General features: G+C 29.0%; 24 protein-coding genes and 1 pseudogene. 7 read left to right on the top strand and 18 right to left on the bottom strand.

Annotated features, from left to right (window positions below; translation table 11 throughout):
• Nucleotides 1–2: 2 nt before the first annotated feature.
• A complete protein-coding gene (gldJ, locus tag N5A56_RS02555) occupies nucleotides 3–1679 on the bottom strand; it encodes a gliding motility lipoprotein GldJ (protein WP_265726739.1) in 1677 nt (558 codons plus the stop codon).
• 275 nt (nucleotides 1680–1954) lie between these two features.
• Between gldJ and porU the strand changes: the two genes are divergently transcribed.
• The 7 genes from porU to N5A56_RS02520 all read left to right on the top strand — a co-directional run bounded on the left by porU (nucleotide 1955) and on the right by N5A56_RS02520 (nucleotide 11842).
• A complete protein-coding gene (gene porU, locus N5A56_RS02550) occupies nucleotides 1955–5275 on the top strand; it encodes a type IX secretion system sortase PorU (RefSeq protein ID WP_265726740.1) in 3321 nt (1106 codons plus the stop codon).
• Nucleotides 5276–5313: 38 nt separating this feature from the next.
• Nucleotides 5314–6441 (top strand): type IX secretion system outer membrane channel protein PorV, encoded by a 1128-nt coding sequence (gene porV, locus N5A56_RS02545; RefSeq protein WP_265726741.1) that lies wholly within the window; start codon nucleotides 5314–5316, stop codon nucleotides 6439–6441.
• A gap of 74 nt (nucleotides 6442–6515) precedes the next feature.
• Nucleotides 6516–6998: a cytidine deaminase gene (cdd, locus tag N5A56_RS02540; RefSeq protein ID WP_265726742.1), complete on the top strand. Its 483-nt coding sequence runs from the start codon at nucleotides 6516–6518 to the stop codon at nucleotides 6996–6998.
• Between the two features lie 212 nt (nucleotides 6999–7210).
• Nucleotides 7211–7396, top strand: a complete 186-nt coding sequence (locus N5A56_RS02535) for a globin family protein (RefSeq protein ID WP_274270163.1) — start codon at nucleotides 7211–7213, stop codon at nucleotides 7394–7396.
• Nucleotides 7397–7515: 119 nt separating this feature from the next.
• Nucleotides 7516–8580 carry a 3-oxoacyl-ACP synthase III family protein gene (locus N5A56_RS02530; RefSeq protein ID WP_265726744.1) on the top strand — a complete coding sequence of 355 codons (1065 nt, stop codon included), beginning with the start codon at nucleotides 7516–7518 and terminating at the stop codon, nucleotides 8578–8580.
• Between the two features lie 119 nt (nucleotides 8581–8699).
• Entirely contained in the window at nucleotides 8700–10235 is a 1536-nt protein-coding gene (gene guaA / locus N5A56_RS02525) for a glutamine-hydrolyzing GMP synthase (protein ID WP_265726745.1), read from the top strand.
• A gap of 110 nt (nucleotides 10236–10345) precedes the next feature.
• Nucleotides 10346–11842, top strand: a complete 1497-nt coding sequence (locus tag N5A56_RS02520; protein WP_420793181.1) for a LysM peptidoglycan-binding domain-containing protein — start codon at nucleotides 10346–10348, stop codon at nucleotides 11840–11842.
• Between the two features lie 82 nt (nucleotides 11843–11924).
• Here N5A56_RS02520 and N5A56_RS02515 read toward each other — a convergent pair whose 3' ends face one another.
• The 17 genes and pseudogenes from N5A56_RS02515 to N5A56_RS02440 form a co-directional block, all read right to left on the bottom strand.
• Nucleotides 11925–12440 carry a DUF2892 domain-containing protein gene (locus N5A56_RS02515; RefSeq protein ID WP_265726747.1) on the bottom strand — a complete coding sequence of 172 codons (516 nt, stop codon included), beginning with the start codon at nucleotides 12438–12440 and terminating at the stop codon, nucleotides 11925–11927.
• Nucleotides 12441–12502: 62 nt separating this feature from the next.
• A pseudogene (locus tag N5A56_RS02510) lies at nucleotides 12503–15635 on the bottom strand (cytochrome c biogenesis protein).
• Nucleotides 15636–15861: 226 nt separating this feature from the next.
• Nucleotides 15862–17925, bottom strand: a complete 2064-nt coding sequence (gene scpA, locus N5A56_RS02505; RefSeq protein WP_274270161.1) for a methylmalonyl-CoA mutase — start codon at nucleotides 17923–17925, stop codon at nucleotides 15862–15864.
• Nucleotides 17918–18796: a methylmalonyl-CoA mutase family protein gene (locus tag N5A56_RS17315; RefSeq protein WP_337994755.1), complete on the bottom strand. Its 879-nt coding sequence runs from the start codon at nucleotides 18794–18796 to the stop codon at nucleotides 17918–17920. The genes scpA and N5A56_RS17315 overlap by 8 nt, the downstream gene beginning before the upstream one ends.
• A 20-nt stretch (nucleotides 18797–18816) precedes the next feature.
• Entirely contained in the window at nucleotides 18817–19272 is a 456-nt protein-coding gene (locus N5A56_RS17310; protein WP_337994741.1) for a hypothetical protein, read from the bottom strand.
• Entirely contained in the window at nucleotides 19272–19592 is a 321-nt protein-coding gene (locus N5A56_RS02495) for an FtsB family cell division protein (protein ID WP_265726750.1), read from the bottom strand. The genes N5A56_RS17310 and N5A56_RS02495 overlap by 1 nt, the downstream gene beginning before the upstream one ends.
• Nucleotides 19593–20198: a uridine kinase gene (udk, locus tag N5A56_RS02490; RefSeq protein ID WP_265726751.1), complete on the bottom strand. Its 606-nt coding sequence runs from the start codon at nucleotides 20196–20198 to the stop codon at nucleotides 19593–19595.
• Between the two features lie 49 nt (nucleotides 20199–20247).
• Nucleotides 20248–21558, bottom strand: coding sequence for an ABC1 kinase family protein (locus tag N5A56_RS02485; RefSeq protein WP_265726752.1), 1311 nt, complete (start codon nucleotides 21556–21558; stop codon nucleotides 20248–20250).
• A 2-nt stretch (nucleotides 21559–21560) separates the two neighbouring features.
• On the bottom strand, nucleotides 21561–21662 hold the full coding sequence (locus N5A56_RS02480; RefSeq protein WP_274270226.1) for a hypothetical protein: 102 nt from the start codon (nucleotides 21660–21662) through the stop codon (nucleotides 21561–21563).
• Between the two features lie 28 nt (nucleotides 21663–21690).
• Nucleotides 21691–21918: a hypothetical protein gene (locus tag N5A56_RS02475; protein WP_274270225.1), complete on the bottom strand. Its 228-nt coding sequence runs from the start codon at nucleotides 21916–21918 to the stop codon at nucleotides 21691–21693.
• 50 nt (nucleotides 21919–21968) lie between these two features.
• Nucleotides 21969–22223, bottom strand: a complete 255-nt coding sequence (locus N5A56_RS02470; RefSeq protein ID WP_274270160.1) for a hypothetical protein — start codon at nucleotides 22221–22223, stop codon at nucleotides 21969–21971.
• Nucleotides 22224–22345: 122 nt separating this feature from the next.
• Complete coding sequence (locus tag N5A56_RS02465) at nucleotides 22346–22720, bottom strand: hypothetical protein (RefSeq protein ID WP_274270159.1); 375 nt, start codon at nucleotides 22718–22720, stop codon at nucleotides 22346–22348.
• Nucleotides 22657–23523, bottom strand: coding sequence for a hypothetical protein (locus N5A56_RS02460; RefSeq protein WP_265726755.1), 867 nt, complete (start codon nucleotides 23521–23523; stop codon nucleotides 22657–22659). Before N5A56_RS02460 ends, N5A56_RS02465 begins: the two co-directional genes overlap by 64 nt.
• A 70-nt stretch (nucleotides 23524–23593) precedes the next feature.
• Nucleotides 23594–23857 carry a hypothetical protein gene (locus N5A56_RS02455; RefSeq protein WP_265726756.1) on the bottom strand — a complete coding sequence of 88 codons (264 nt, stop codon included), beginning with the start codon at nucleotides 23855–23857 and terminating at the stop codon, nucleotides 23594–23596.
• Between the two features lie 86 nt (nucleotides 23858–23943).
• A complete protein-coding gene (locus N5A56_RS02450; RefSeq protein ID WP_265726757.1) occupies nucleotides 23944–24747 on the bottom strand; it encodes an AfsR/SARP family transcriptional regulator in 804 nt (267 codons plus the stop codon).
• Nucleotides 24748–24754: 7 nt separating this feature from the next.
• Nucleotides 24755–25267 (bottom strand): hypothetical protein, encoded by a 513-nt coding sequence (locus N5A56_RS02445; RefSeq protein ID WP_265726758.1) that lies wholly within the window; start codon nucleotides 25265–25267, stop codon nucleotides 24755–24757.
• Between the two features lie 10 nt (nucleotides 25268–25277).
• A complete protein-coding gene (locus N5A56_RS02440; protein ID WP_265726759.1) occupies nucleotides 25278–26279 on the bottom strand; it encodes an NAD(P)H-dependent glycerol-3-phosphate dehydrogenase in 1002 nt (333 codons plus the stop codon).
• Nucleotides 26280–26288: the final 9 nt, after the last annotated feature.

Here is a 26288-nt window from a genome sequence, read left to right as displayed (position 1 = left end):
AGTTACCTACTAGGATTTCTAGCTCTTCTTTTCTTGTTAGCCATTGGGCCAACTTTGTCAGATACACATCTAAAGCCGATAAAGTTTGTAGCCATATATTCTGGTAAATATCTTCTTTGAGCAGGATCTAACCAGTATTCTCTATCAGACCAAGCTCCACCTTTATAAACTCTAGATTTATCACTAATTAAAGTAGATCTTTTTTTATTATCATTTACTAAAACGTCTATTCCATTTTCTGACTGTCTAGTTGGTGTTTTAGGAGAATTATACATACTTGGTCTAGATGCAAATTGCTCTTCATCATCTTCATAAAAACGAGAAGAATTTAAATCTCCATCATTAATATTTGCATTGTCAGATTCTGTAAAGTTTCTTCTTAAAGTTGTGTCATCTTTTGTAATTGGAATGTATTTAATAGTACCAGGTAATTGTTTAGGTATAATTTTTCCATTTGGTAAAGTGTCATATTCAACTTTTGCTCCAGCATCATTAGCAGCAATTACAACATTACCATCTTTATCAATCATTTTTTTGGTAAAAAGGTTTCCTCTAAAATAATTAAAATCATTTGCTTCATTATCAATTAATGGTCTATAAACATCAGCTACCCATTCTGCCACGTTACCAGACATATCATATAACCCAAACCCGTTAGGAGGATAAGATTTTATTTTATTAGGTATATCAGATCCATCAGAACTCCAACCTGGTAAACCACTATAAGCTCCTTTCCCTTGTTTAAAATTCGCTAATTGATCTCCTTTGTTTCGTTTGTTTTTAGATCTAGAATACTTCCCATTCCAAGCATACTTTTTTCTACCTCTTACATTGTTGTATTCTCTGTTTTCTATATTCGCTTTAGCAGCAAACTCCCATTCAGCTTCAGTTGGTAACCTAAAACGTTGAGTTAAAATACCATCTGCTTGAGAAATTTTTCTACCTTGAAAAGTATCTCTACTAGGTCTTGCTTCACCTCTTTTCCTTAAAGTTCTTCCAACACCTCTTTTATATACTGTTGTATCTCCATTAAATAACTTTGTGTCATCCGCTAAAAAAACATCGGTATCAAAAAAGTTACTTATTGTATCATTCTCAAATATGTTAGTAATATGACCTTTGTCTATTAATGTTTTTAAATTTACAGCGTTTGTTCTCCATTTACAATATTCATTAGCTTGTAACCAACTTACACCTACTACTGGGTAATCTGCATAAGCAGGATGGCGAAAGTAATTTTCAGATAAAATATCTGTATTACCTAAACTTTTTCTCCAAACTAAAGTATCTGGTAAAATAGAGTTGTAAATATGTCTATATTTTTCTTCAGCAGGAGAAAAAACGTTTTTCATGTATTGCACATAAAGAAAATATTCTGAGTTAGTAACTTCTGCTTCATCCATATAAAAAGAACGAACATGTAATTTTTTTGGAGTTGTATTCCAATCAAACATAACATCATCTTGAACTTGTCCCATTGTAAATGAGCCTCCTTCAACAGCAACCATACCTAACGGTGGTTTTTGTCCAGCATCAGGTTTACCTTTGGCAAAATTTCCATATCGAGCATCATTAAAAGGTAAGCCTGTAAGTCTAGACTTATTGGTATTATTACTTTTACAATTAAAAAGTAATAAGGTTGTTATGAATACAAAAGTTAATTTAAAAATGTTTTTCATTTCCTAATATATAATTGATAGGTTTTTTTTATAGTGATGCAATTTACAATAATTATATTTTTAAGCAAGTAATTTATTAATTTTAACGCATCAATTTTTTGGGCATATTTTATAAAACGTAAGCTTTATTGTTTTAGTATAATTTATCTTTGTTTACAGTAAAATATCTAAATAATATTTGCGTTATTTGAATACTTAATTATGAGAAAACAGCTTTTACTTTTTTTATTGGCTTTATATTTCAAATTGGCTTAGCACAAGTTAATAATTCAGTCTTGTCTAATGGAGATTGGTATAAATTTTCCGTAGATACAACAGGTGTATTTAAAATTGATAGAAATTTATTACAACAAATAGGTGTTTCTACTAACGGGCTTGATCCAAAGAAAATACATATTTATGGTAATGGAGGTCAACTTTTACCGGTTTTAAATAGCGATTTTAGATATGATGACTTACAAGAAAATGCGATTTATGTAGAGGGTGAAAATGATGGTTCTTTCGACAATGAAGATTTTATTTTATTTTATGCAAAAGGGGCACATGATTGGGATGTAAATGCAGCTACAAATTCAATAAAACATAGACAGAACATTTATTCTGACAAAGCCTATTACTTTATATCTGTTAATGACACAGATGGGAAAAGAATTGGTTCTAAAAATACTTTAACGAATAATGCAACAACCATTATTAATTCATTCAATGATTTTGTGTTTTTAGAAAAAGATTTAAAAAGCATATTAGCAGTTGGTACACAATGGTTTTTTGAAGAAGATTTTAATATTTATAATACGCAAACGTTTAAAATTCCATTTAAAAACTCTTTACTTAATGAAGATGTAAATGTTAGAGTAAGAGGTGTTTCTAATTCCGTTGTTTCTTCAACTATGGATGTAAAAGTAAATGGTACTGATGCTTTAACCATAAATTATGCTGCAGTAAATCCTAGTTCTTTAACTAAAGCATATGCAGTAGAAAGAAATGCAAATATAGCTAACACTTTAGATGAAATTGAGGTTTCTATAACATATGATAATAATGGAAATCCATCAGCAAGTGCTTTTTTAGATTATATTGAGGTTGTAGGTAAAAAACAATTAAAATTTAGCAATTTTCAATTTTCGTTTAGAAGCTTCGAACAAGCTAATACTTCAGGAGTAATAGCTTACCAAATAGAAAATGGTAGTTCTGCCTTTCAGGTTTGGGATGTTACAAATCATCTTAATCCACAAATAATTCCTAATGAAGATTCTACAGGAAGCTTTACTTTTAAAGACAATGCAGGGGCATTAAAAGAATATGTAATTCTTGATAATACTGATTTCTATAGACCAGAAACTGTTGCAAACTCTAAAATTGCTAATCAGAATTTACATGCCATAAAAGACATAAATTATATGGTAATTACTAGTTCTGCTCTATCAGATCAAGCTCAAAGACTAGCAGATTATCATCAAAACAACTCTGGTTTAACATCAAAAGTTGTTTTATTAGATCAAATTTACAATGAGTTTTCTTCAGGTTCTAAAGATATTACTGGTATTCGAGATTTTATAAAACATGTATATAATTCTAATTCATCAGCAAATTCAAAATTAAAATATGTTTGTTTTTTTGGTGATGCTTCTTATGATTATAAAGATAGAATTCCTGGTAATGATAATATTGTTCCCGTAAAATTATCTACAATTAGCTTTAATTTGGCGAATTCTTGGGTAACTGATGATTTTTTTGTGATGTTAGATGATAACGAAGGTACTATGTCTAATACTCATACAATAGATGTAGCTTCTAGTAGAATTCCAGTTTCTACTATTACAGAAGCAAAAAATGTTGTAGATAAAATATTAACTTATTATAGTAAAAATGCAATAGGAGATTGGAGAAATACAATAACTTTATTAGCAGATGATATTGATGAAGTAGGTGAAGAAGTTATTGAACAAGGAGTAGAATCTATTGCAGATGAAATTAAACTGAACAAGCCAATTTTTAATGTAAATAAAATTTATGCAGATGCTTATGTACAAGAAAATTCTTCTGGAGGAGAAAGATATCCAGAAGTAAATAAAGCAATAACCAATGCTATAGAAAAAGGAACTTTGGTTTTTGATTATTTTGGACATGGTGGAGAAGATGGGTTTGCATCTGAAAGAATTTTAGATGTACCACAAATTCAGGGTTTCAATAACCCAAATACATTACCTTTATTAATAACCGTAACTTGCGATTTTTCGAGATTTGATAACCCAAATAGAATAACAGCAGGAGAACTTACCTTAAAAAGTAAAACCGGTGGTGCTGCAAACATGATAACCACAACAAGAGAAGTTTTTATATCTGTTGGACAGCGTTTTAATGAAGAGTTAATAAGGATTTTATTAGCATTTAATAATGAGAATTTAACAATTTCAGAAACGTTAATGGCTGCAAAAAATCAATTTTCTAATACACAAAAATTCTTTATTTATTCTTTTGGAGATCCTGCAATGAAATTAGCAATTCCAAAGCCAAATGTAAGAATAACAAAAATGAATAATATTGATGTTACCCAATCTATTGATACTTTAAAAGCTCTATCTAAAGTTAAATTTGAAGGTGTTATAACAGATAATTCAAATGTAATTCTAACAGATTTTAACGGAACGCTTTCAACAACTGTTTTTGATAAACTAATAAACAAAACAACTTTAGATAATGATGGGTTTGGTGTAAAAATGCCTTTTGATACACAAGATAGTAAGTTGTTTAGAGGGAAATCTACCATAGAAAATGGTGTTTTTAGTTTCGACTTTATTGTACCAAAAGATATTAAAATTGCATACGGAAAAGGGAAGTTAAGCTTTTATGTTGAGAACGGAGAGGTTGATAAAGCGGGTTATAATTTTGATGTTGTTGTTGGTGGTATTAACGCCAATGCACCAGAAGATACGGTTGGGCCAGAAATAAAATTATTTATGAATGATGAATCTTTTATTGATGGAGGAAATACGAATGCATCACCAAACTTAATTGCAGTTTTGTCTGATGTTAGTGGTATAAATACATCTATTACAGCTGTAGACCATGATATTGTAGGAATTTTAGATGGAGATACCTCTAATCCAATTATTTTAAATGATTTTTATCAAACGGAATTAAATGATTTTTCTAAAGGAAAAGTTACCTATACATTAAGAGATTTGGAAGTAGGATCGCATACTTTAAAAATAAAAGCTTGGGATACTTACAATAATTCCTCAGAAACTACGTTAAACTTCGTGGTTGTAAGTGATGCCTTATTAAATTTAGAAAATGTTTTAAATTATCCTAATCCTTTTGTAAATTACACAGAGTTTTGGTTTAATCATAATAAACCAAATGAACCTTTAGAGGTCCAAGTTCAAATTTTCACCGTTTCTGGTAAATTGGTAAAAACAATTAATAGAAATATTCAAACAACCGGTAACTTATCAAGAAGTATAACTTGGAACGGTTTAGATGACTTTGGAAACAAAATAGGAAAAGGTGTTTATGTATATAAACTAAGAGTAAAATCAACAGCAAGTAACCTTGTTTCTGAGAAGTACGAAAAATTAGTAATACTTCAATAAAAATTAGATATTTGCGAAACTAACAAGAAAAATAGAAAATGAAAAAATTAGGATTTTGTATTGCACTTTGTGCTTTAGTAAGCTTAAAGATAAATGCTCAAACAAATACTCAACAAACAGGAGGTATTACAACGGCAACTCCTTTTTTATTAATTGTGCCAGATGCTAGAGCAGGAGGAATGGGAGATATGGGGGTTGCAACAACTGCAGATGCTTTTTCATTATTTCATAATCCTTCGAAAATTGTTTTTAGTGATCGACAAATAAAAACGGGTCTTACATATTCTCCATGGTTACGTAATTTAACCGATGATATTTTTATAGGAAGTGGTTCTTACATTAATAGATTTAGTGAAACTTCGGCTTGGGGAGCAGATTTTAAATATTTTTCTCTAGGTCAAATAGATTTAACAAATGATCAAGGAGAACCAAACGGAACAATTAACCCAAATGAATTTGTGGCAACTGGTTCTTATGCCTTAAAACTAAGCGAAACGTTTTCAATGGGAGTTTCTTTAAAATACATCCGCTCTAACCTTGCTTTTAATGGAACTCAAGGTAATGCGCTACAACCAATTAATTCTTTTGCTGTAGATGTTTCTGGTTATTATCAATCTTTCGAAGAAAATTATGGTAATTTTAATGGTCGCTATAGAATAGGATTTAATATTGCTAACATAGGTCCTAAAGTTTCTTATGTTCCTGGAGAAGAAGATTTTATTCCTACAAACTTAAAACTAGGTGGAGGATTTGATTTTATTTTAGATGATTATAATATTATTTCTACGACGGTAGAATTTACTAAACTGTTAGTTCCTACTCCGCAACCAGATCAATCTGATGAAGATCAAGGTTGGATTCAAGGAATGTTTAGTTCTTTTGGAGATGCTCCAGGAGGATTTAGCGAAGAGTTAAAAGAATTTACATATGCTTTAGGTGCAGAATATTTATACAACAATGCTTTTGCGTTAAGGGCTGGTTATTTTCATGAAAGTGAAGATAAGGGGAATAGACAATATTTTACTTTAGGTGGCGGTTTTAAAACCAATGCTTTAAATATAGATTTATCTTATTTAATAAATTCATCAGATGTTAATAATCCATTAGAAAACTCTTTACGTTTTTCTTTATCTTTTGATTTAGGAGAAGTTTACGACAATTATTAAAAGTGATAATTTTTTAGTAAGTTTACAATATTAAAAGCAGTCAAATAAGGCTGCTTTTTTTGACGCTATTATTTATGAAAAAAATTGAAATATCAGCATCTGCAACTCTTTATAGTGATGTGTCAGAGCTTTCTTTAGAAGATAAAATGTTAATGGATAAAGCCGTTGAAGCTAGAAAAAAAGCCTATGCACCTTATTCTAAATTTAATGTTGGTGCTGCTTTATTATTAGAAAATAACGAAATTGTTTTAGGTAATAATCAAGAAAATGCAGCGTATCCTTCTGGTATGTGTGCAGAAAGAGTTGCTGTTTGGAGAGCTGGTTCAGAGTTTCCTAATGTTAAGGTTTTAAAGTTAGCAATTTCCGCTAGTTCATCTATTACTAAAGTAGATAAACCTGTTGGACCTTGCGGAGCTTGTAGGCAATCTTTATCTGAATACGAAATAAAACAAAAACAACCATTTCCTGTTTTATTTATGGGAGAAGTAGGTGAGATTGTAAAAACAGAATCATTACTTTCTTTATTACCATTCTCATTTGATAGCTCTTACTTATAGCAGTAAATAATACAGATGATAGCAGATATTTCTACAAAAGCAGACATTAAATTAATTATTACCAAGTTTTATGATCTGTTATTAATTGATGAAAAAATGATTCCTTTTTTGAAGACATAGTAGCAGAAAATCAATTAGAACATCATTTAGATGTTATTACCGATTTTTGGAACGATATTATTTTTGATACAATTACTTATCATAATAATGTAATGCAAAAACACCTTAATAAAAACGCTTTTGTTAATTTTAAGAAAGAACATTTTACCATTTGGATGTCGTATTTTTTTGAAGTAATCGATAAAGATTTTGAAGGTATTAATGCACTTAAAATGAAAAATAGAGCGAACTCTATTGCAACGGTAATGCAGCTTAAGATGAATATTTATAAAAGCTAACATGATTTTTATTTTATAAATAATTATCAAATTTTTAATTTGGGTTTACCATTACTATGCATGCATAGTAATTTTATAAAGCAAACTTTTAATAAATTGCTCGGGTAAATTTTTATTATATGATATCTTCAAAAATTACAGGAACCGGAACTTATATTCCAAGTTTAAGAAAAGAAAATATAGATTTTTTAAATGATAATTTTCTTAATGCAGATGGTACTGCATTCGCTTCTGAAAATAATGTAATAGTCGAAAAATTTAAAGCAATTACTGGTATTGAGGAGAGACGTTATGCAAAAGCAGCATATACTACTTCTGACTTAGCTTTTTTTGCATCACAAAAAGCAATTGAAGATGCAAATATCAATCCAGAAGAATTAGACTACATAATTCTTGCACATAATTTTGGAGATGTTAAATCTGGAACTATTCAAGGAGATACTTTGCCAAGTTTAGCAACTCGTGTAAAATACCGATTAGAAATTGCAAACCCAAATTGTGTTGCTTATGATATTTTATTTGGTTGTCCTGGTTGGATTGAAGGTGTTATTCAAGCACAAGCTTTTATTAAAGCAGGAATTGCAAAAAAAATATTAGTAATTGGTGCAGAAACTCTTTCTAGAGTTGTAGACAAACACGATAGAGATTCTATGATTTATAGTGATGGAGCTGGAGCTTGTATTGTAGAAGAAACGATTGATCAAAATTCGGGTATTTTAAGTCATGCTAGTCAAACCTTTGCAAAAGAAGAAGCTTATTTTTTACATTATGGTTCTTCTTTTAATTTAGAAGAAGATCAAGATATACGTTATATTAAAATGTATGGGCGTAAAATCTACGAATTTGCAATAACAAATGTTCCTGTAGCAATGAAATCTGCTCTAGATAAAAGCGAATTTGGTATAGATGATGTAAAGAAAATATTTATCCATCAAGCAAATGAAAAAATGGATGAAGCAATTGTAAAAAGATTTTATAGGTTATTTAAGAAGAAAGTTCCAGAAGGTGTAATGCCCATGAGTATACATAAGTTAGGAAACAGTTCTGTAGCCACTGTGCCTACTTTACTAGATTTGGTTTTAAAAGGTAAAATTGAAAATCAGAAAGTTAATAAAGGAGATGTAGTTCTTTTAGCTTCTGTTGGGGCAGGTATGAATATAAATGCTATTGTTTATCAATTTTAAAATTAATAATTTTATAGTAGTTTAATTACGAATTCTCTAATTAACCAACTAATTCTAATTTATCTTAAAAAATATTAAATTCATTATTTAAAATTTAATCTGAAATAGTATTTTTGCGCATGCAACAACACCACGTACTTATTTTAGATTTTGGATCGCAATACACTCAATTAATTGCGAGAAGAGTAAGAGAATTAAACATATACTGTGAAATTCATCCGTATAACAATCCTCCTAAAGAATTAGAAAGTTTTAAAGCGGTTATCCTTTCTGGAAGCCCAAATTCTGTTAGAGGAGAAAATGTTTTACATCCAGATTTATCAGAAATTAGAGGTAAAAAACCTTTATTATCTGTTTGTTATGGAGCACAATATTTAGCTCATTTTTCTGGAGGTAAAGTAGCGCCATCAAATACAAGAGAATATGGTAGAGCAAATTTGTCTTTTATAAAGAGTGATGAAATTTTCTTTGAAAATATTTCTGAAGGTAGTCAAGTTTGGATGAGTCATTCAGACACCATAAAAGAGCTGCCTACAAACGGAGTTCTTTTAGCAAGTACCAAAGATGTAGAAAATGCTGCCTATAAAATTGAAGGAGAAGAAACATATGCTATTCAATTTCATCCAGAGGTATATCATTCTACAGATGGAAAACAATTATTAGAAAATTTTTTAGTAAATATTGCTCAAGTAGCACAAACTTGGACACCAGATTCTTTTGTAGATAGTACAGTTGAAGCTATTAAAGAAAAAGTTGGAAATGACAAGGTAGTTTTAGGCCTTTCTGGAGGAGTAGATTCTACAGTAGCAGCCGTTTTATTACATAAAGCAATTGGTAAAAATCTATACTGTATTTTTGTTAATAACGGATTATTACGTAAAAATGAGTTCGAAAGTGTATTAAAGCAATACGAAGGAATGGGATTAAACGTTAAAGGTGTAGATGCATCTGAACGTTTTTTAAATAAATTAGAAGGAATCGTAGATCCTGAAGGAAAAAGAAAGGCAATTGGAGGTACATTTATTGATGTATTTGATGATGAAGCCCATAAAATTCAAGATGTTAAATGGTTAGCTCAAGGTACTATATATCCAGATGTTATTGAGTCTGTTTCTGTAAATGGAGGACCTTCTGCAACTATAAAAAGTCATCATAATGTTGGTGGATTGCCAGATTATATGAAATTAAAAATTGTTGAACCTTTAAGGATGATTTTTAAAGACGAAGTAAGAAGAGTTGGAGCTTCTATGGGAATTGATAAAGAATTACTTGGAAGACATCCTTTTCCTGGTCCTGGATTAGGAATTAGAATTTTAGGAGACATAACAGCAGATAAAGTACGTATTTTACAAGAAGTTGATGCCATTTTTATTAACGGTTTAAGAGAAGACGGATTGTATGACAAAGTTTGGCAAGCTGGAGCAATGTTATTACCAGTAAATTCTGTTGGTGTAATGGGAGATGAAAGAACCTATGAGAAAGTAGTAGCTTTAAGAGCTGTTGAAAGTACAGATGGTATGACTGCAGATTGGGTAGATTTACCTTATAAATTTTTGCAGAAAACATCTAATAAAATTATAAATCAGGTAAAAGGTGTAAATAGAGTTGTTTATGATATAAGCTCTAAGCCGCCTGCAACTATAGAATGGGAGTAGAACATATGAAGCATTTAAAATTTTTTATTTTCCTGTGTATTTTAACATTCACAGTTTCTTGTGGACAACAAAGAAGATATATACAGTACAAGGTTAAAAAAGGGGAAACGATGAGTAAAATTGCCCAAAAATTGGACATGAAAACTCAAGATTTACTCCGTTTAAATCCTGATGTTACGTCAGAACCAAAGAAAAATTCATTTTTAGTTGTTCCTGAAAGAAAGTTAAATAATTTTAAGAATAAATTAAAAAAGAGCTCAGAAATTGAAAGCGATACAATTTCTAATAATACTATTGTAGATGAAAAAACAAAGCTTCTAGAAGAATTAAAAGAAAAATTTGAAGTCTACGAAGTAAAAAAAGGTGATACTTTTTATAGTTTTAAAAAGAAATTTAACTTAACAAGAGGAGAATTATTATTGTTAAATCCGGAGTTGTCTAAAGGATTAAAAGTTGGACAAATTTTAAAGATAAGAGAAAAACAAGTTGAAGTTGTTGCAGATGAAGTCTTTTATGACGATTATATTTTAAACGGAAATTCTTTAAAAGTTGCATTGTTATTGCCTTTTAGAACTAGTAAGTATAACATAGATACACTTACTACGAAAACTATTTTCACTAAAAATGCTACGCTTGTTAACATTGCCACAGATTTTTATTTGGGAGCAGAAATAGCGATAGACTCTTTAAGAAGAAGAGGTTTAGACGTAGAGTTAAATGTATTTGATACAGGAAGTAGAAGAGGTAATAATTTAAATAGCATTATTTCGGAGAAAGGTTTAAATAGTAATAATGTTGTTATTGGCCCTTTGTATTCAGAAGAGATTCAAAAGGTTGCGGCTAATGTGAATATTCCTGTAGTTTTTCCTGTTTATTCTAATAATCAATCAAATTTTCATTCTTCTAATATTATAAAAACATCACCAGAAAAAAGTGTTTTTAGAGAAGAATTAGAAAGGTATTTAAAAGCAAATTTCGATGAAGGAAATATTATAATTGTAAGTGATGGTAAATCTCAATCATTAAGAACTAGTAATATGCTTAAATCTTCATTAGAGTTTGGTACAATGGCAAATACTGTAAATATTTTAACTCCAAAAGATGGTTATATAGCTAAGTCTAAATTTTTAGATATTATAAAACCTAATACTAAAAACTGGGTTGTGATTGCTACTGATAATAACATTATTGTAGGAAATGCTATCAATAGTTTAATAAGTTTACCAGAAGAAACTACAGTTAAAGTTTTTACTTATGATAAAGGTAAAGTGTATAGCAAAATTGATAATAGAAAATTAGCTAAAATTGGATTTACTTATGTAAGCGATGAATTTGTTGATGAAGAATCTCTAAGTTCAAGAACTTTTACTAAGCAATATTTAAAAAAGAACAATGCTTTGCCTTCTTTTTATGCTACGAAGGGTTTTGATATCACTTATGATATTTTAGTAAGATTAGCATCAGGTAATGATTTAAACACAACTTTTAAACAGGGAGCTTCAATTAGAGTTGAAACTAAGTTCGATTACAGAAATAACAATAGAGAAAACCAAGGTTTGTTTATTGTTCAGTATAATAAAGATTTATCTTTATCCAAATTAAAGTAAATTTTTAATAAAGAAACTAGTTTATATTCATAAAAAAACCTGCTTTTTAGCAGGTTTTTTTATGAATATAAATGAATAAAAATTAGATTTTTTTCATCTGTTGTTTCATCATTTGCATTTGCTCTTTAAGCATACCTTGTTTATCTAACTTCTTAGCTTCTGCCATTAAGTTAGTAGCTTCACGTTTACGTCTTTTTGTCATAGCTATTCCTGCTAATTGTAATTTAGCCATGGCTAAATCATGATCCATAGACAAGCCTAATTTAACTGCTTTACGTAAAAACTTTTCAGCTTGTGTTATATTAGTTTGGCTTAACATAATACCGTGTAAGTAATTATAATAACCTTGTTGTTTTGTAATTAATGCACTTTCAGGGTTTTTAATGTAGCTTAAATATTTTTGAGCTCCCGGAAAATTTTGTTTACGTAATTGTAAAAAAGCTAATAAGATAAATTCATTTTTAAAATAAAGTAAAATGAAGATTCCAGCTAATAATAAGATAGAAAGACCATTCATTATATTTCCTTGTACGAATTGATAAATAGACCAAACAGTAATTAAACCTGCTAATACTAATTTTATATTTTTATTAAACATTGTGTTTTATTTGTTATTTATTGAAGAGCAAAAATACATTTTTATCTTAAAAATTAAATGATTTACTTCTTGTAATATTTTTTATACTTAAACCAAGAAATGGTCCCTAAAATAGCTATAAATCCTATTGAATAAAAAACTGAATTTGGTGTTATAACTTGATCTCCACTTGCATAAGAATGCAACCCGGATAAATAAAAGTTGACTCCAAAATAAGTCATCATTATTGAGAAATAAGAAATTACTGTCCATAAATTAAATGTATATCTCCCTCTTAAACCCGGTATTAATCGCATATGAAGAACAAAAGCATAAATCATAATAGAAATTAATGCCCAAGTTTCTTTAGGGTCCCAACCCCAATAGCGCCCCCAGCTTTCATTAGCCCACATACCTCCTAAAAAGTTTCCTATAGTTAACATTATTAAACCAACAGTAACAGCCATTTCATTTATAATAGTAATCTCTTTAATATTAATTTCCATTTTCTTTTTATTCTGTTCATTGGTAAAAAGAATTAAGAAAAGAGAGAAAATTCCTAAGATCATACCCAAAGTTAAAGGTCCATAACTAGCAACAATAATAGAAACGTGAACTAATAGCCACCAAGAGTTTAAAACAGGTTGTAAGTTTGCAATTTCTGGATCTAGCCAATTTAAACTAGCAGTAAATAAAATTATTGAAGTAACAAAAGTAGTAGCAGCTATTGTTAAAGCAGATTTTCTACCTAAGAAAAAGCCAAATAACATCGTTGCCCAACCAACATAAATAATAGATTCATAAGCATTACTCCAAGGAGCATTTCCGCTTATATACCATCTGCTTATTAATCCTAAAGTGTGTAAGATAAACAGGCATATAGTAACTACAATTAATGTTTTAACAACATAATTAATCCATTTTTTAGAACTAAATATTTGAGCAATGACAAAACCAATTAAAAGTAAACTTGCTAATCCGTAATATTTAACTAATTTACTAAATACATTGTATTTGTTATATGCAATTTCTAAATCAATTTTTTTATCAGAAGGATAAACTTCTGCACCATATTTTTTTGGTATTTTTTAATGCCATCTAAAATTTGATTTGCCTTAGAATAATCACCCGTTTTTTTAGCTGTTTGTAATAACTGAACATATAACGGTAAAGATTTTTGCACAAAAACGGTATCCGAAGCTATAAAACCTTTAGTAGTTGAGGTTTCTGGTTGAGAAACCCATTTATTATTTTCGTCATTTGGTATTGGGTATATTTTTAAAATTCCGCCACCAATAGCATTGTATAATAAACCTAAACGTCTATCAATTTTAATTAAATCTTTTTCAAAGTAACTTTTTACATTTTTCTTTTGAGCTTCAGCCACTAATTCTCTAATCTTATATTCTCCTCTATTTGAAAAGAAATCTGATAAGCGTGCATATTTTGCTGTTTTTGATAATCCTAATTGTTCTCTTATTTTTAAATTTTTCTCTTCTAAATAAATTGCAGGTACTTCATACCAAAGCCTAGAGTTTTCAATTATAGATAATAAAACCTGGCTTGGTTGCATGCCATGTAATGTCTCTGTCTGACTTACTTTTCTAACCAACTCAGAAGCAAAAGTGTGAGCAGGTTTCATACGCCCGCCAGCATCTTGTATTACCAATTTATTAAAGTCTTCTGCATGCTCTAAAGAAACTAAATTAGTTTTTAAAATAGAGTCTATTTTTTGATCAGAGACTCTATTAACATCATGAGCATTTGCATGCTGACTATAAGTAAATGATGATAAGAAAATTGATAACAAAACAGACATGGTTAGCTTCTTTTTTCTAATTTTCTTTAATGAATTTTTTAAATAATCAAAACGAGTATTTTTGGCAAATAGAATACAAATTAAACCAGTATATAATAATGAATACCCTAAATAGGTTATAAAAGTTCCCCAAAAATCATGATTTACAGACAATCGAGTTTGTTCTTTTTCGCCTGATAAATCATAACTAGATTGAAATAGTTTAAATCCGTTATGATCTAATATATTGTTCATAAAAATTCTAAAATCAAATTTTTCTTTACCATCTATAACCGTTACTTCACTAGCGTATGAAGCAGCACTTTCTGATCCCGGATATTTTTCTAATTGAAAATCGTTAAGCTTAACACTAAATGGAGTTTCTAATATTTTAGCACCATACCACATTCTAAAGTTTAAATTATCAACTTTAAATTCTTTAAAATTATCATTATTGTAAATTCCTCCCGAAAGTTCTACTCTTTTTGTTTCATTGTTACTAGTAACATCTAAAACGATAACATCTAATTTTTTATCATCCTTATCTCCACTAATAGTTTTCATAGCTCCTTTACTAGGGTATTGTGGCACTACAAAAGGTAAACCTGCTACATTGTATAAAGAACGTAGTTTAAAATTCTGAATACTATCTTTTTGTAGATTTCCTTTTTCTTGAGTTGCCATTACTTGAAAATTCCCATCAGATTTTGATACTATTTTTAGAGAATCATTTCTTTTATAAATATTAATGGAAGCAGTTTTGTCTTTAGTTTCATAACCTACTAAAATATTGTGAATGTTTTGTACAGTACCAGCTTTAATATAATGTTCGTGCCTACTACCGCTAGAAGATTCAACTAAGAATAAATGTTCAACACCGTTTTCGTCTTCAACTAATTTTTTTCTGCCCAAGGTATGTATTCTACTAAATCTACATTGTATTCTTTTTCTCTAAAATTATCAGTAAAAGACCATGTGTTATTGCCCCAAGCAGACAGTAGAATAGGTTGATGTATTTTCTTTTGTTCTTTACTATTATCAACGATAACATTAACATAAGTTGTTTCCGATAAAAATTGATTTGTAGTTTCTCCTTCATTAATTAACATTAATCCTTCATAACCAACATATCTTGTAACACCAGCACCAATAATAATAAATAAAAAGGCTAAATGAAACATTAAAACTGGCCATTTTTCTTTTTTATGTAATCGATATCTAAAAATATTACCAAAAAAATTGATTACAAAAAACACCATAATAGTTTCAAACCACCAAGTGTTGTATACTAGTGCTTTAGATGTTTGAGTCCCAAAATCATTTTCTATAAAAGTGGCTACTCCCATTGCCGTTGCAAAAAGGATAAATAAGACAGCCATTAAACGTGTAGAGTAGAGGAAATTAAATATGTTTTTCATCCTGAAATTATTGCTTTAAAAGTGTTGCAAATTTACGGATAAATACAGAAATAATGGTTTGGATTTTACTGTTTTTTAAAGGGTAGAAGTGTTAAAAATAAGTTGAAAAAAATAAGAAAAATTAATAGGTATTAATTTCATTAAATTACAAAAATGTAAGTCTTAATATATTTCGATCTAAACTTTATCGAAAACTAATAGAAATTAAGTTTATAAACATACTAATTTACTCAACAACACTATCAATTAAAATAGTAATTAAATCTATTGCAGCTTGTGCAATTTTTGTTCCTGGACCAAAAACACCAACAGCACCAGCATCAAATAAAAATTGATAATCTTGTGCCGGTATTACACCGCCAACAATTACCATAATATCTTCTCGTCCGTGTTTTTTTAGTTCTGCAATTACTTGAGGAACTAAAGTTTTATGACCTGCAACTAAAGAAGAGATTCCTAAAATATGAACATCATTTTCTACGGCTTGTTTTGTAGCTTCAATAGGTGTTTGAAACAGAGGACCAATATCTACATCAAATCCCAAATCGGCATAACCAGTAGCAACAACTTTTGCGCCACGATCATGACCATCTTGCCCTAATTTGGCTATCATAATTCTTGGGCGTCTTCCTTCTAAATTGGCAAATTTATCTGCTAATTCAGAAGCTTCTTTAAATAGTTTATCGTCTTTTATTTCTTTACTATACACACCAGATATGGTTTTTGTAACAGCTTTATGTCTTTCAAAAACGGTTTCTAAAGCGTCTGAAATTTCACCTAAAGTAGCTCTTTTTTTAGCGGCTTTAACAGCTAAATCTAATAAATTCTCTTTTCCAGATTTAGCCGCATTTGTTAAATTTACTAAACATTTATTAACTTCCTCAGTATTTCTAGTGGCTTTTAATAAATTTAATCTTTCAATTTGCGATTTACGAACAGCTTCGTTATCAACTTCTAGAATATGAAGAGCATCTTCTTCTTTAAGTTGATATTTATTTACTCCAACAATTACATCTCTACCGCTATCAATTTTTGCTTGTTTTGTTGCAGCAGCTTCTTCAATACGCATTTTCGGAATTCCTTTTTCAATAGCTTTTGTCATTCCGCCCAATTCATCAACTTCTTGCATTAATTCCCAAGCTTTGTTGGCAATATCTTCAGTTAATTTTTCTACATAATAACTTCCTGCCCAAGGATCTACGGTTTTTGTAATATGAGTTTCTTGTTGTAGATAGATTTGTGTATTTCTTGCAATTCTAGCGGAAAAATCGGTTGGTAAGGCAATAGCTTCATCTAATGCGTTAGTATGTAAACTTTGTGTACCTCCAAATGCAGCCGCCATAGCTTCTATAGTTGTTCTGGCAACATTATTAAAAGGGTCTTGTTCGGTTAGAGACCAACCACTTGTTTGACAATGTGTTCTTAAAGCTAGCGATTTAGGGTTTTTAGGATTAAATTGTTTTACAATTTTTGCCCATAACATTCTTGCTGCTCGCATTTTTGCAATTTCTGTAAAATGATCCATTCCTATTGCCCAAAAGAAAGATAACCTTGGAGCAAAAGTATCTATATCCATTCCTGCTTCAATACCTTTTTTTATGTATTCTAATCCGTCTGCTAAAGTATACGCCAACTCTATTTCTGCAGTTGCACCTGCTTCTTGCATATGATAACCAGAAATAGAAATCGAGTTAAATTTTGGCATATTATTACTAGTATATTTAAAAATATCAGCAATAATTTTCATTGATGGAGAAGGAGGGTAGATGTAAGTGTTACGTACCATAAACTCCTTTAAAATATCATTTTGAATTGTTCCCGAAAGTAATTCTGGTGCTACACCTTGTTCTTCTGCAACTACAATATAAAAAGCAAGAATAGGTAAAACAGCCCCATTCATTGTCATAGAAACAGACATTTTATCTAAAGGAATTTTATCAAACAAAACCTTCATGTCTTCTACAGAATCTATGGCAACTCCAGCTTTTCCTACATCTCCTTGTACTCGTTCGTGATCGGAATCATAGCCTCTATGTGTTGCTAAATCAAATGCAACAGATAATCCTTTTTGACCGGCAGCTAAATTTCTTCTATAAAATGCATTACTTTCTTCCGCAGTAGAAAAACCTGCATATTGTCTTATAGTCCAAGGTCTTCTTACGTACATTGTTGAGTATGGACCTCTTAAATTTGGTGCAATACCAGCAATAAAATCTTCGTGTTTGAAGTTTTGTTTAGATTTTAACTTAGAGTTCTTTAACTTAATATTTTCAAATGATTTTCTAGACATCTTCTTGGGCTAGTCTTTCTTTTTCTAAAGATTCAGAAAGACGTTTTCTGTTAATTGGTATAATTATAGTTTTTATATTTCTTTGTTTTACAAAAGGAAATAATTCTAAATCATGTTTCATTTTATCTTCATTATTAGGTTGCATATTTGTACCTAATAAAACAATGTTTTTGTTTTTAAAACTTTCTTCTTCTTTTAAAACATTTTCAGCTATCTTTTTTTGAATTACACCAGATTTTAATTGATGTAAAAAACCACCAGCATCTTCAATTTGTTTAAAAATAGTTAAGGCCTTTTCAGCTAGTTGATTGGTAATAGATTCTATATAATACGAACCATCTGCATAATTTTGCGATTCTTTAAGATAACTTTCTTGTTGTAGTATTAATAATTGATTTCTGGAAATACGTTCTCCAAATTCGTTGGATTTATGATACATAGTGTCATAAGAAATGTTTGAAACAGTATTCGAACCGCCCAAAATAGCACTCATGCACTCAGAAGTAGTTCTTAACATATTTACATTATAATCATATAATGTTTTGTTACGTAAACTTGGTTGAGTAAAAATATTCGTTTCTATATTATTTACATCATATTCATCTAATAGCGTTTCCCATAAAACTCTAAAGGCTCTTAATTTTGCTATTTCAAAAAAGTAATTTCCGCTTGCAGCAAATTTAAAATTGATTTTTGAGGCTACTTCTTTTCCAAAATGGTTTAAATACTCATTTGCATGCGCAAGTGTAAATGCTAATTGTTGCGTAATAGTTGCGCCAGCATTTTGATATAAATCACCAGAAATGGAAATACTATTATTAGTTTCTGAAACAATATTTTCTAATTTTCTATAATCTTCTTTTAGACTGATAAACCAATTACCGTTTTCTGCTAAATGACCAATAATATCGGTTTGGAAAAAGTAAATTTAGTGTTACAGAATCTTGATAATTCTATTTGGAAAACATCATCTAAAAAAGTAAAATTAAAATAAATTGTAATTAATTTTAAATCGATTTTATCTAGAACTTTTTTATAATCAAATTTTTTATCAGCATTAAACAGAATAGAGTTTGCCCCTCTATTTAAAGAATCTATGGCTAAAGAGTTGGCTATTTTTTCATCATCTATAAAAATTGATTGACAGATATTAAATCCTTCTTTAGGAAGTTTTAAAAGTGAATTAGTTCTATCTTCTTTTGTGTAAAAAGGTTTTACAACAATGTCTTCTTCTGTTTTCCAAAGTAATGTTTCATTATAATCTGCACCTTTTAAATCTACCTGAATTTTTTGTTTCCAAACAGAGGTAGATAAAGGTTTAAATTCATCAAATAAAAAAGTATTCATTATTTTTTTATGGTGTCAAATTCAATAATATAAATGTCTTCGTTTTTCTTTTTCATTAAATATTTTTCTCTAGCAAAGCGCTCTAGTTCTAAAGAATCTTCAAGTTTTTTTATAGTTTCTTTATCGTTAGAAATTTTTTCTTCATAGAAAGAAATTGTGTTTTCTAAATCTTCTATTTCTTTATTAAACTTATTGTGAACAAGATAAGAGTTTTCATCAAAAAAGAACATCCAAATTAAAAACGGAATTAAAATAATTACAAAAATATTTGTAAGAATTTTAAAAACAGGATTCTTCTTTAAGGTGTTAAAAAAACTCATTTATAAACGTTCGTTAATTACAGTTCTTACAATATCTATGGCAACAGTGTTAAACTTATCGTTTGGTATAATTAAATCTGCAAAGTTTTTGGTAGGTTCTATAAACTGCTGATGCATTGGTTTTAATGTGTTTTGATATCTATTTAAAACTTCATCAATATCTCTTCCTCTTTCTGTAATATCTCTTCTTACCCTTCTTATAAGTCGTTCATCTGTATCTGCATGCACAAAGATTTTAATATCAAATAAGTTACGCAATCTTTCACTGTTAAAAATTAAAATTCCCTCAACAATAACTACTTTTCTTGGATGAGTTTTTACAGTATCTTTTGTTCTATTATGCGTTACAAAAGAATAAACAGGTTGTTCAATAAAAATTCCTTCTTTTAATGCAGATAAATGTTCAACAATTAAATCAAAGTCGATGGCTCTTGGGTGATCGAAATTTATTTTCGTTCTTTCTTCATAAGACAAATTGTCTGTAGCTTTGTAATATGAATCTTGCGAAATTACACACACTTCATCAGAAGGTAAATGTTTTACTATCTGATTTACAACCGTAGTTTTTCCGCTTCCAGTTCCACCAGCAATACCTATAATTAACATATATTTTGTTTATTTTATTTGTAATTATTTTACTAAAATAATAAAGATTTTATAAAGTGATGTAATTGTTTATTTTAATGTCTTTAGCTTTTAAATCGAACATTAAATTATACAATCCAAAAAAGGTTCTGTTCATGTATATAAAATGCTTAGAACCTCTACTAGCATTATAAGAACGTAATTCTGTGTTTTTAGAATAACGCTCACCAAATTCTGTAATTTTACCAAAAAATTCTTCATCAGAAAAATCGAACTTTTCTACATGAAAAGGTTGCGTAAATATAGAAAGCATTTCATGAAACATAGCGCTAAAGAATTCTGATTCTTCTTTACTATCTTCTTTTAACAAAATTTGTAACTCAAACATTTTTTCTTCAAATAGAGCTTTGTTAGAAAGTGTTTCTTTTTTTGCTAAAACAAAATAAGGATTATAAAATTCTAAAGGAATTGTTTTCATACAACCAAAATCTAAAGCAATTAACTTTCCTTCTTTAGAAACTAAAAAATTTCCAGGATGTGGATCTGCATGTACTTTTTTTAAGTTATGTATTTGATACATGTAAAAATCCCATAAAGCTTGGCCTAAAGTATTAGCTCTTTCTTGATTACTATTTATGTTTACAAACTCAGATAGGTGTATTCCATTCATCCAATCCATTGTAATTATTTGTTTTGATGATAATTTTGGATAGTATCTTGGAAAAGTTAAATTGGAAATATTAGAACAAGCATCTGCTATTTCTTGACTTTGTTTAACTTCTAAAAAATAATCTGTCTCTTCTAAAAGCTTATTCTGTACTTCAAAAAAATATTCATCAGAAGTTTTACCTTTCATGTTAAACATTCTAATAACAAAAGGTTTTAATAAAGCTAAATCAGATTTAATGCTATCTGAAACTCCTGGATATTGAATTTTTACGGCTAATTGTTTACCATCTTTTTCAGCTTTATGAACCTGACCTATACTAGCTGCATTGTATGCTTTTACATCAAATTTTTCATAAATTTCTGATGGAAATTTTCCAAAACTTTTTTTAAAAGTTTTTAAAACTAAAGCTTCAGAAAGTGGTGGGACAGAAAATTGAGCTAAAGAGAATTTTTCTACATATGCTCTTGGTAAAATGCTCTTTTCCATACTTAGCATTTGAGCAACTTTTAGTGGACTTCCTTTTAAATCTTTTAAACTATCATAAATGTCTTCAGCATTAGATTGGTTCAGCTTTTCTCTAGCATCTTCTTCAGTTTTGGTAATTTTATCACCATAATATTTTAAATAGTTTACACCAACTTTTGCACCGGTCTTTACTAATTTCGAAGCACGTTGAATTTTTGTAATTGGAATTTTACTTGCTTTTTTCATACTTATTCTGTGCTTTTTTGAAACTTTTCTTTATAAACAAACTTCCCTAAATCGAAAGCATTTTTTAAAAACTTATTTTCTATTAACTCAAAACTAGTATTTATAGATTTTTCAATTAAAATATCAGTTTTTTCAAAAGATTCTGAAGTGTCTTTCTAACCAAAATTTAATGGTTAAGAAAAGTTGAATCCAAGCAGATTCGTTCACAAATTTCTTTTGTATTTTCTCCAAACCTTCAATAGGAAGAATACTTTCGTATAATTCTAATTCATCAACAAAAGCAATAAAACTTTTCTTTAAACTAGAAAAAGTGCGAATAGATTTTAACTGATTAATACAACCTTCTAAAACTATTAAAATGTATTCTCTATTTAACGTTAAATTCTCGAAAAAGGTAAAGTATAAGCTAATTAGTTTGTTTTTTTATCAAAAGAAAGAAACTCTTCACTTTCATTTAAAACTTCTAAGGAGTTCTTAAATAATTCTTTAAAAATTGTTTTTTCAACTTTTTTTAAAGATTTAAAATGTTCGTAGAAATTGGATTCTTTTAAATTTACATTAATACAAAAATCTTTAACATCTATTGGTTTTACTTGGTTTTCGATTACCAAATCCATATACAATGTTATGATGTCTATTTTAGAGAAATTTTTCGTTTTTGCCATGTAAAAGATTCTATTACAAAAATACGAAACGTTTTATTGTTAAAAGAAAAACAAGGCATTTAAAAATGAAAAAGCCAAGTTAAAATTTAACTTGGCTTTTTTTAGAAAGTAGGGTGTATTTTTTAAGCAAATATTTTGCTCATTTTTTTCTTACCATTTACAAAATGACTTTTGTAAGTTTCTAAAGCATCAAAAACTAGGTTTTGTTGATTGTCTAATAATTTAACTCCACCCTTTAGAGCTTTATCTGTTACTTTTTGCCATTGACTAGCAATAGTAATTGTTTCGTTTACAACATCTTCTGTTGTGTTTAAAGCTAAATCATTTGCTTTTTTTGCAGAAGTTTTTACTGTTTCTATAACTTTACTTACGCTATTAATAAGGTTTATTTTATTACTTTTTTTGTGCTCATAATTTTTTATTTTAATGTTGATTAAAATTTGTTTACAGCTACTTCTACTTCTGTTTTTAAAGCTGCTTTTGCTTCTGCTTTCCATCCAGATAAATCATAAATCTTTGCATTTATTCCTGCATCATTTAATAATTTTGTCATGTCTTTTATAGTCATTTTTGCAATTTGAGAGTAAGCAGTAATGTTTAATTCATTTAAGCTTTTCTCTAAAACTGGTCCAATACCTTTAATAACTTTTAAATCGTTAGTAACATCTGTTTTCGCAACAATAATTTTCTCAGTAATTGTTTCTACTTTTTTAGCTGTAGTCTTTTTAGCAACCGTTTTTTTAGCTGTAGTCTTTTTAGCTGGTGCTTTTTTAGATTTTGTACCAGTAACTTCTTCCACCTTTTCTTTTACATCTTCAATTATATCTTCTGTATAATCTTCAATTTTTTCTTTTACATCTTCAATAGTTTCAGAAATATTCTTTTTAAGTTTAGCAGACATTTTTTCTGCTTTTTTAACTAACTTGTTATTAGAAACTTCTTTTTCTATTTTTTCTTTCATCTCTTCAGCTTTTTCAACTATTGGATGTTCAGTTACCATTTTCTTAGCAGTTTCAATCATTTTAGGGTCATAACCTACTAATACTTTTAAACGTTCTGTACTAGTTTCTAACTGTCCTTTAATAGATTCTGCAGTTTCAACAACCATATTTATTTGTTGTTTAGTTAATGGTTCTGCTTTTTTAATTAATTTAGAAGTTAATTTTTGCCATTTCTCACCAGTTTTAACTGTAGTTTCAATTGCACTGAAAGAAGCATCAATTAAATCGTTATTTATTTTTTTAACGATAGCTTTTGCTTTTCCTAATTTGTTGTCTTTTTTAGATTTTTTAGTTGCCATAATATATTATGTTTAAATTGTTTATTTAATTTTGATATTGCAAACATACGATGGGTAAGTTGCAAATGAGTTACAAACTAGTTTTTGCTAAAAAATCTAGTGTTTTGTTTACGTTTTTCCAGATCTTACCTTTTCTTTTCTCTAAATTGTTAAAGAAATTGTCTTGTTGTTTAGCAGTAAAATCAAAAGTTGTCTTTAATTTTTTTGCTGTATAACCTTGTAAATCTTCTACAGTATCAATTGTTTTTAAAACTACTTTTTCTGTAGATTTTAAAGCAAACTGATTTATCTTTAATGTATTTTCTTTAATATTTGTTGCTGTAATTGTTTTCATCTTTTTTAGTTTTGATTACTAATTTTGATGCAAACTTAAAAATAAGGAGTTGCAAATGAGTTGCAAATTTTTTAACTGATTGATAGTTAGTTAATTTCTTCTATCTTTTTTAATAACTCTTTAGTTTCTGGTAAGGGAGTTATACCATATTCTTCTTCAAGAATTACTTCGCATTTCATGTAGGTTTTTATAGCTTGTGGTCTATTTCCTTTAACAATATATGCTTGCATTTGTATTCTATAAGCATCTTCCCATGTAGCATCAATAGCAAGTGCTTGTTGCGCTAATCTTATACTTTCTAATGGGTTTTCGTTTATTAAAATTTCTGCTAAGGTTATATAAGCACTCAAAATTAAAAGCTGTATCTTTTCTCTTTCTTCAGAGGTCCAATCTTCGTAAATTCTGTTAGGTAAATAAGATCCTTTATATAATTTTAAAGCTTTTTTGTATGCTTCTTTCGAAATAGATTTATCTATAGAAAAGGTTTCATTTCCTATAATTATATATTTTTCTAAAGCTTCTACATCTATCCAGACTTTATCTAAATCTATTTGGTAACTAACACCTTGTCTAAGTATGTATATTGCCTCTGTTCTAGATGGTCTGTTTGGTTCAAGATTTTTATTAATACCGTGTAAAGCTACTTTAAAATCCCTATCATTCCAATCTTCCCAAAGGCCATCCATAATTTTTTCTTTATGAAGTGCATTTCTTTGACGATTAGAAATTAAATATTGTAATAGTTGTATAGTTTTATCTCTACCCCATTCTTTAGTATCTATTTTATGTTCATTTCTCCAAACACAAAAATTACCTAATGTTTCTATGCGGATTTTGGCATTTTCTTGAAAGGTTTTTAACTTTTGTAGTTGTTGATGAAATTCTAACATTAAGCTGCTATTTCTTTTTTATAGTTTCAATTTTTACAGCTAATTTTTTTATTTCTGAAGATAAATTTTCTATTTGGTTTTGAATAGAATTAAAATCAGATCTAGAAGCATTTCTCCATTGATCAATTTGAACTTTTTCAGATATTTCTTCGCCTATAGTACTTATTTTATCTTGTATTTCGTCCTGTAAATGTGAAAACTGTTTTTTGGGGTCTTTTAAAGTTTCTCTAAGTACTTTAGGGCCAACGTTTTTAATTGTTTTCCACATAGAAAGACTTTTATGAATAATACTTTCTTGTTCTTCTGTAGATTGATGTTTAGTAGCTTCTTCTGTTAAAACGCCTAATTTTTGTTGCATAAAAGTAAGTGCGTCATTAAAATCAGAAAAACGCTGTTCATCACCATCTTGTACATGAGAAATTTTACCTCTCCATTGTACCTTAGACTCTCCATTTTCTTTAAAGATTTGTTGGTTAAAACGAACCATAAAAGAGGCAGTTTGTTCTTGTTTTTTTGTCATTACTTTAATTTTATCCTGGTTCTTTTTCTGATCCAACTTCGTATTGTATTAAACCTTTAAAAGCATCGTTAACAGAGTTTCCTTTATATAAAACTTTATAGATTTCTTCAGTAATTGGCATGTCTATTTTATATTCTTTTGCTAGCTCCATTACTACTTTTGTAGTTTTTACACCTTCAGCTACTTCGTTCATTTCATCTATAATTTGCTCTAAACTTTTTCCTTGTCCTATTTGAAAGCCAACATGATGATTTCTACTTTTACTACTAGAGCAAGTTGCAACTAAATCTCCCATACCAGCTAAACCAGAAAAAGTGCTTTTTTTGCCACCCATTGCAATTCCTAGCCTTGTAAGTTCAGCTAATCCTCGAGTAATTAGGGCAGATCGTGTGTTATCTCCTGCATTTGCACCATCACCCATTCCTGTAGCTATTGCATAAATATTTTTTAAAGCTCCGCCAAGTTCACATCCTATAACATCATTGTTTGTATAAACACGAAATAAACCTGAAGAGAAAACGGATTGTAATCTTTTTGCAATTGTGTTATCTACCATTGCAATAACTGCTGCAGCTGCTTTACCAAAGTGAATTTCTTTTGCTAAGTTTGGACCTGTTAAAACTCCAGTAGGATGCCCAGGCATAATCTCTTTTATAACCTCAGTCATTCTCATTTTTGTGCTAATTTCTAAACCTTTAGCAAGGTTTATGATTGGCACCCAGGGTCTTATATGAGGTTTTGCTTCTTCTAAAACTTTTCTTAAACTTTGAGAAGGAACTCCCATAACAATTACATCTGCATTTTCTACAGTTTCTTTTATTGAGTTAGAAGCTTTTAATGATGATGTTAATTTGGCGTTAGGTAAGTATTTCTTGTTAGTATGATATTCATTAATTTCTTGAACTGTTTTTGGGTTTCTTGCCCAAATTATTGTTGGGCTATTCTTTGCAGTTAATGATGCAACTGTTGTTCCCCAAGATCCGCCTCCTAATAATCCAACTTTTAATTTCATAAATTAATT

The sequence above is a fragment of the Polaribacter ponticola genome (genome assembly GCF_026191475.2).
GTDB lineage: Bacteria > Bacteroidota > Bacteroidia > Flavobacteriales > Flavobacteriaceae > Polaribacter > Polaribacter ponticola.
The sequence above is the reverse complement of the archived record's forward strand: the minus strand, read 5'-3'. Positions and strand labels throughout refer to the sequence as shown.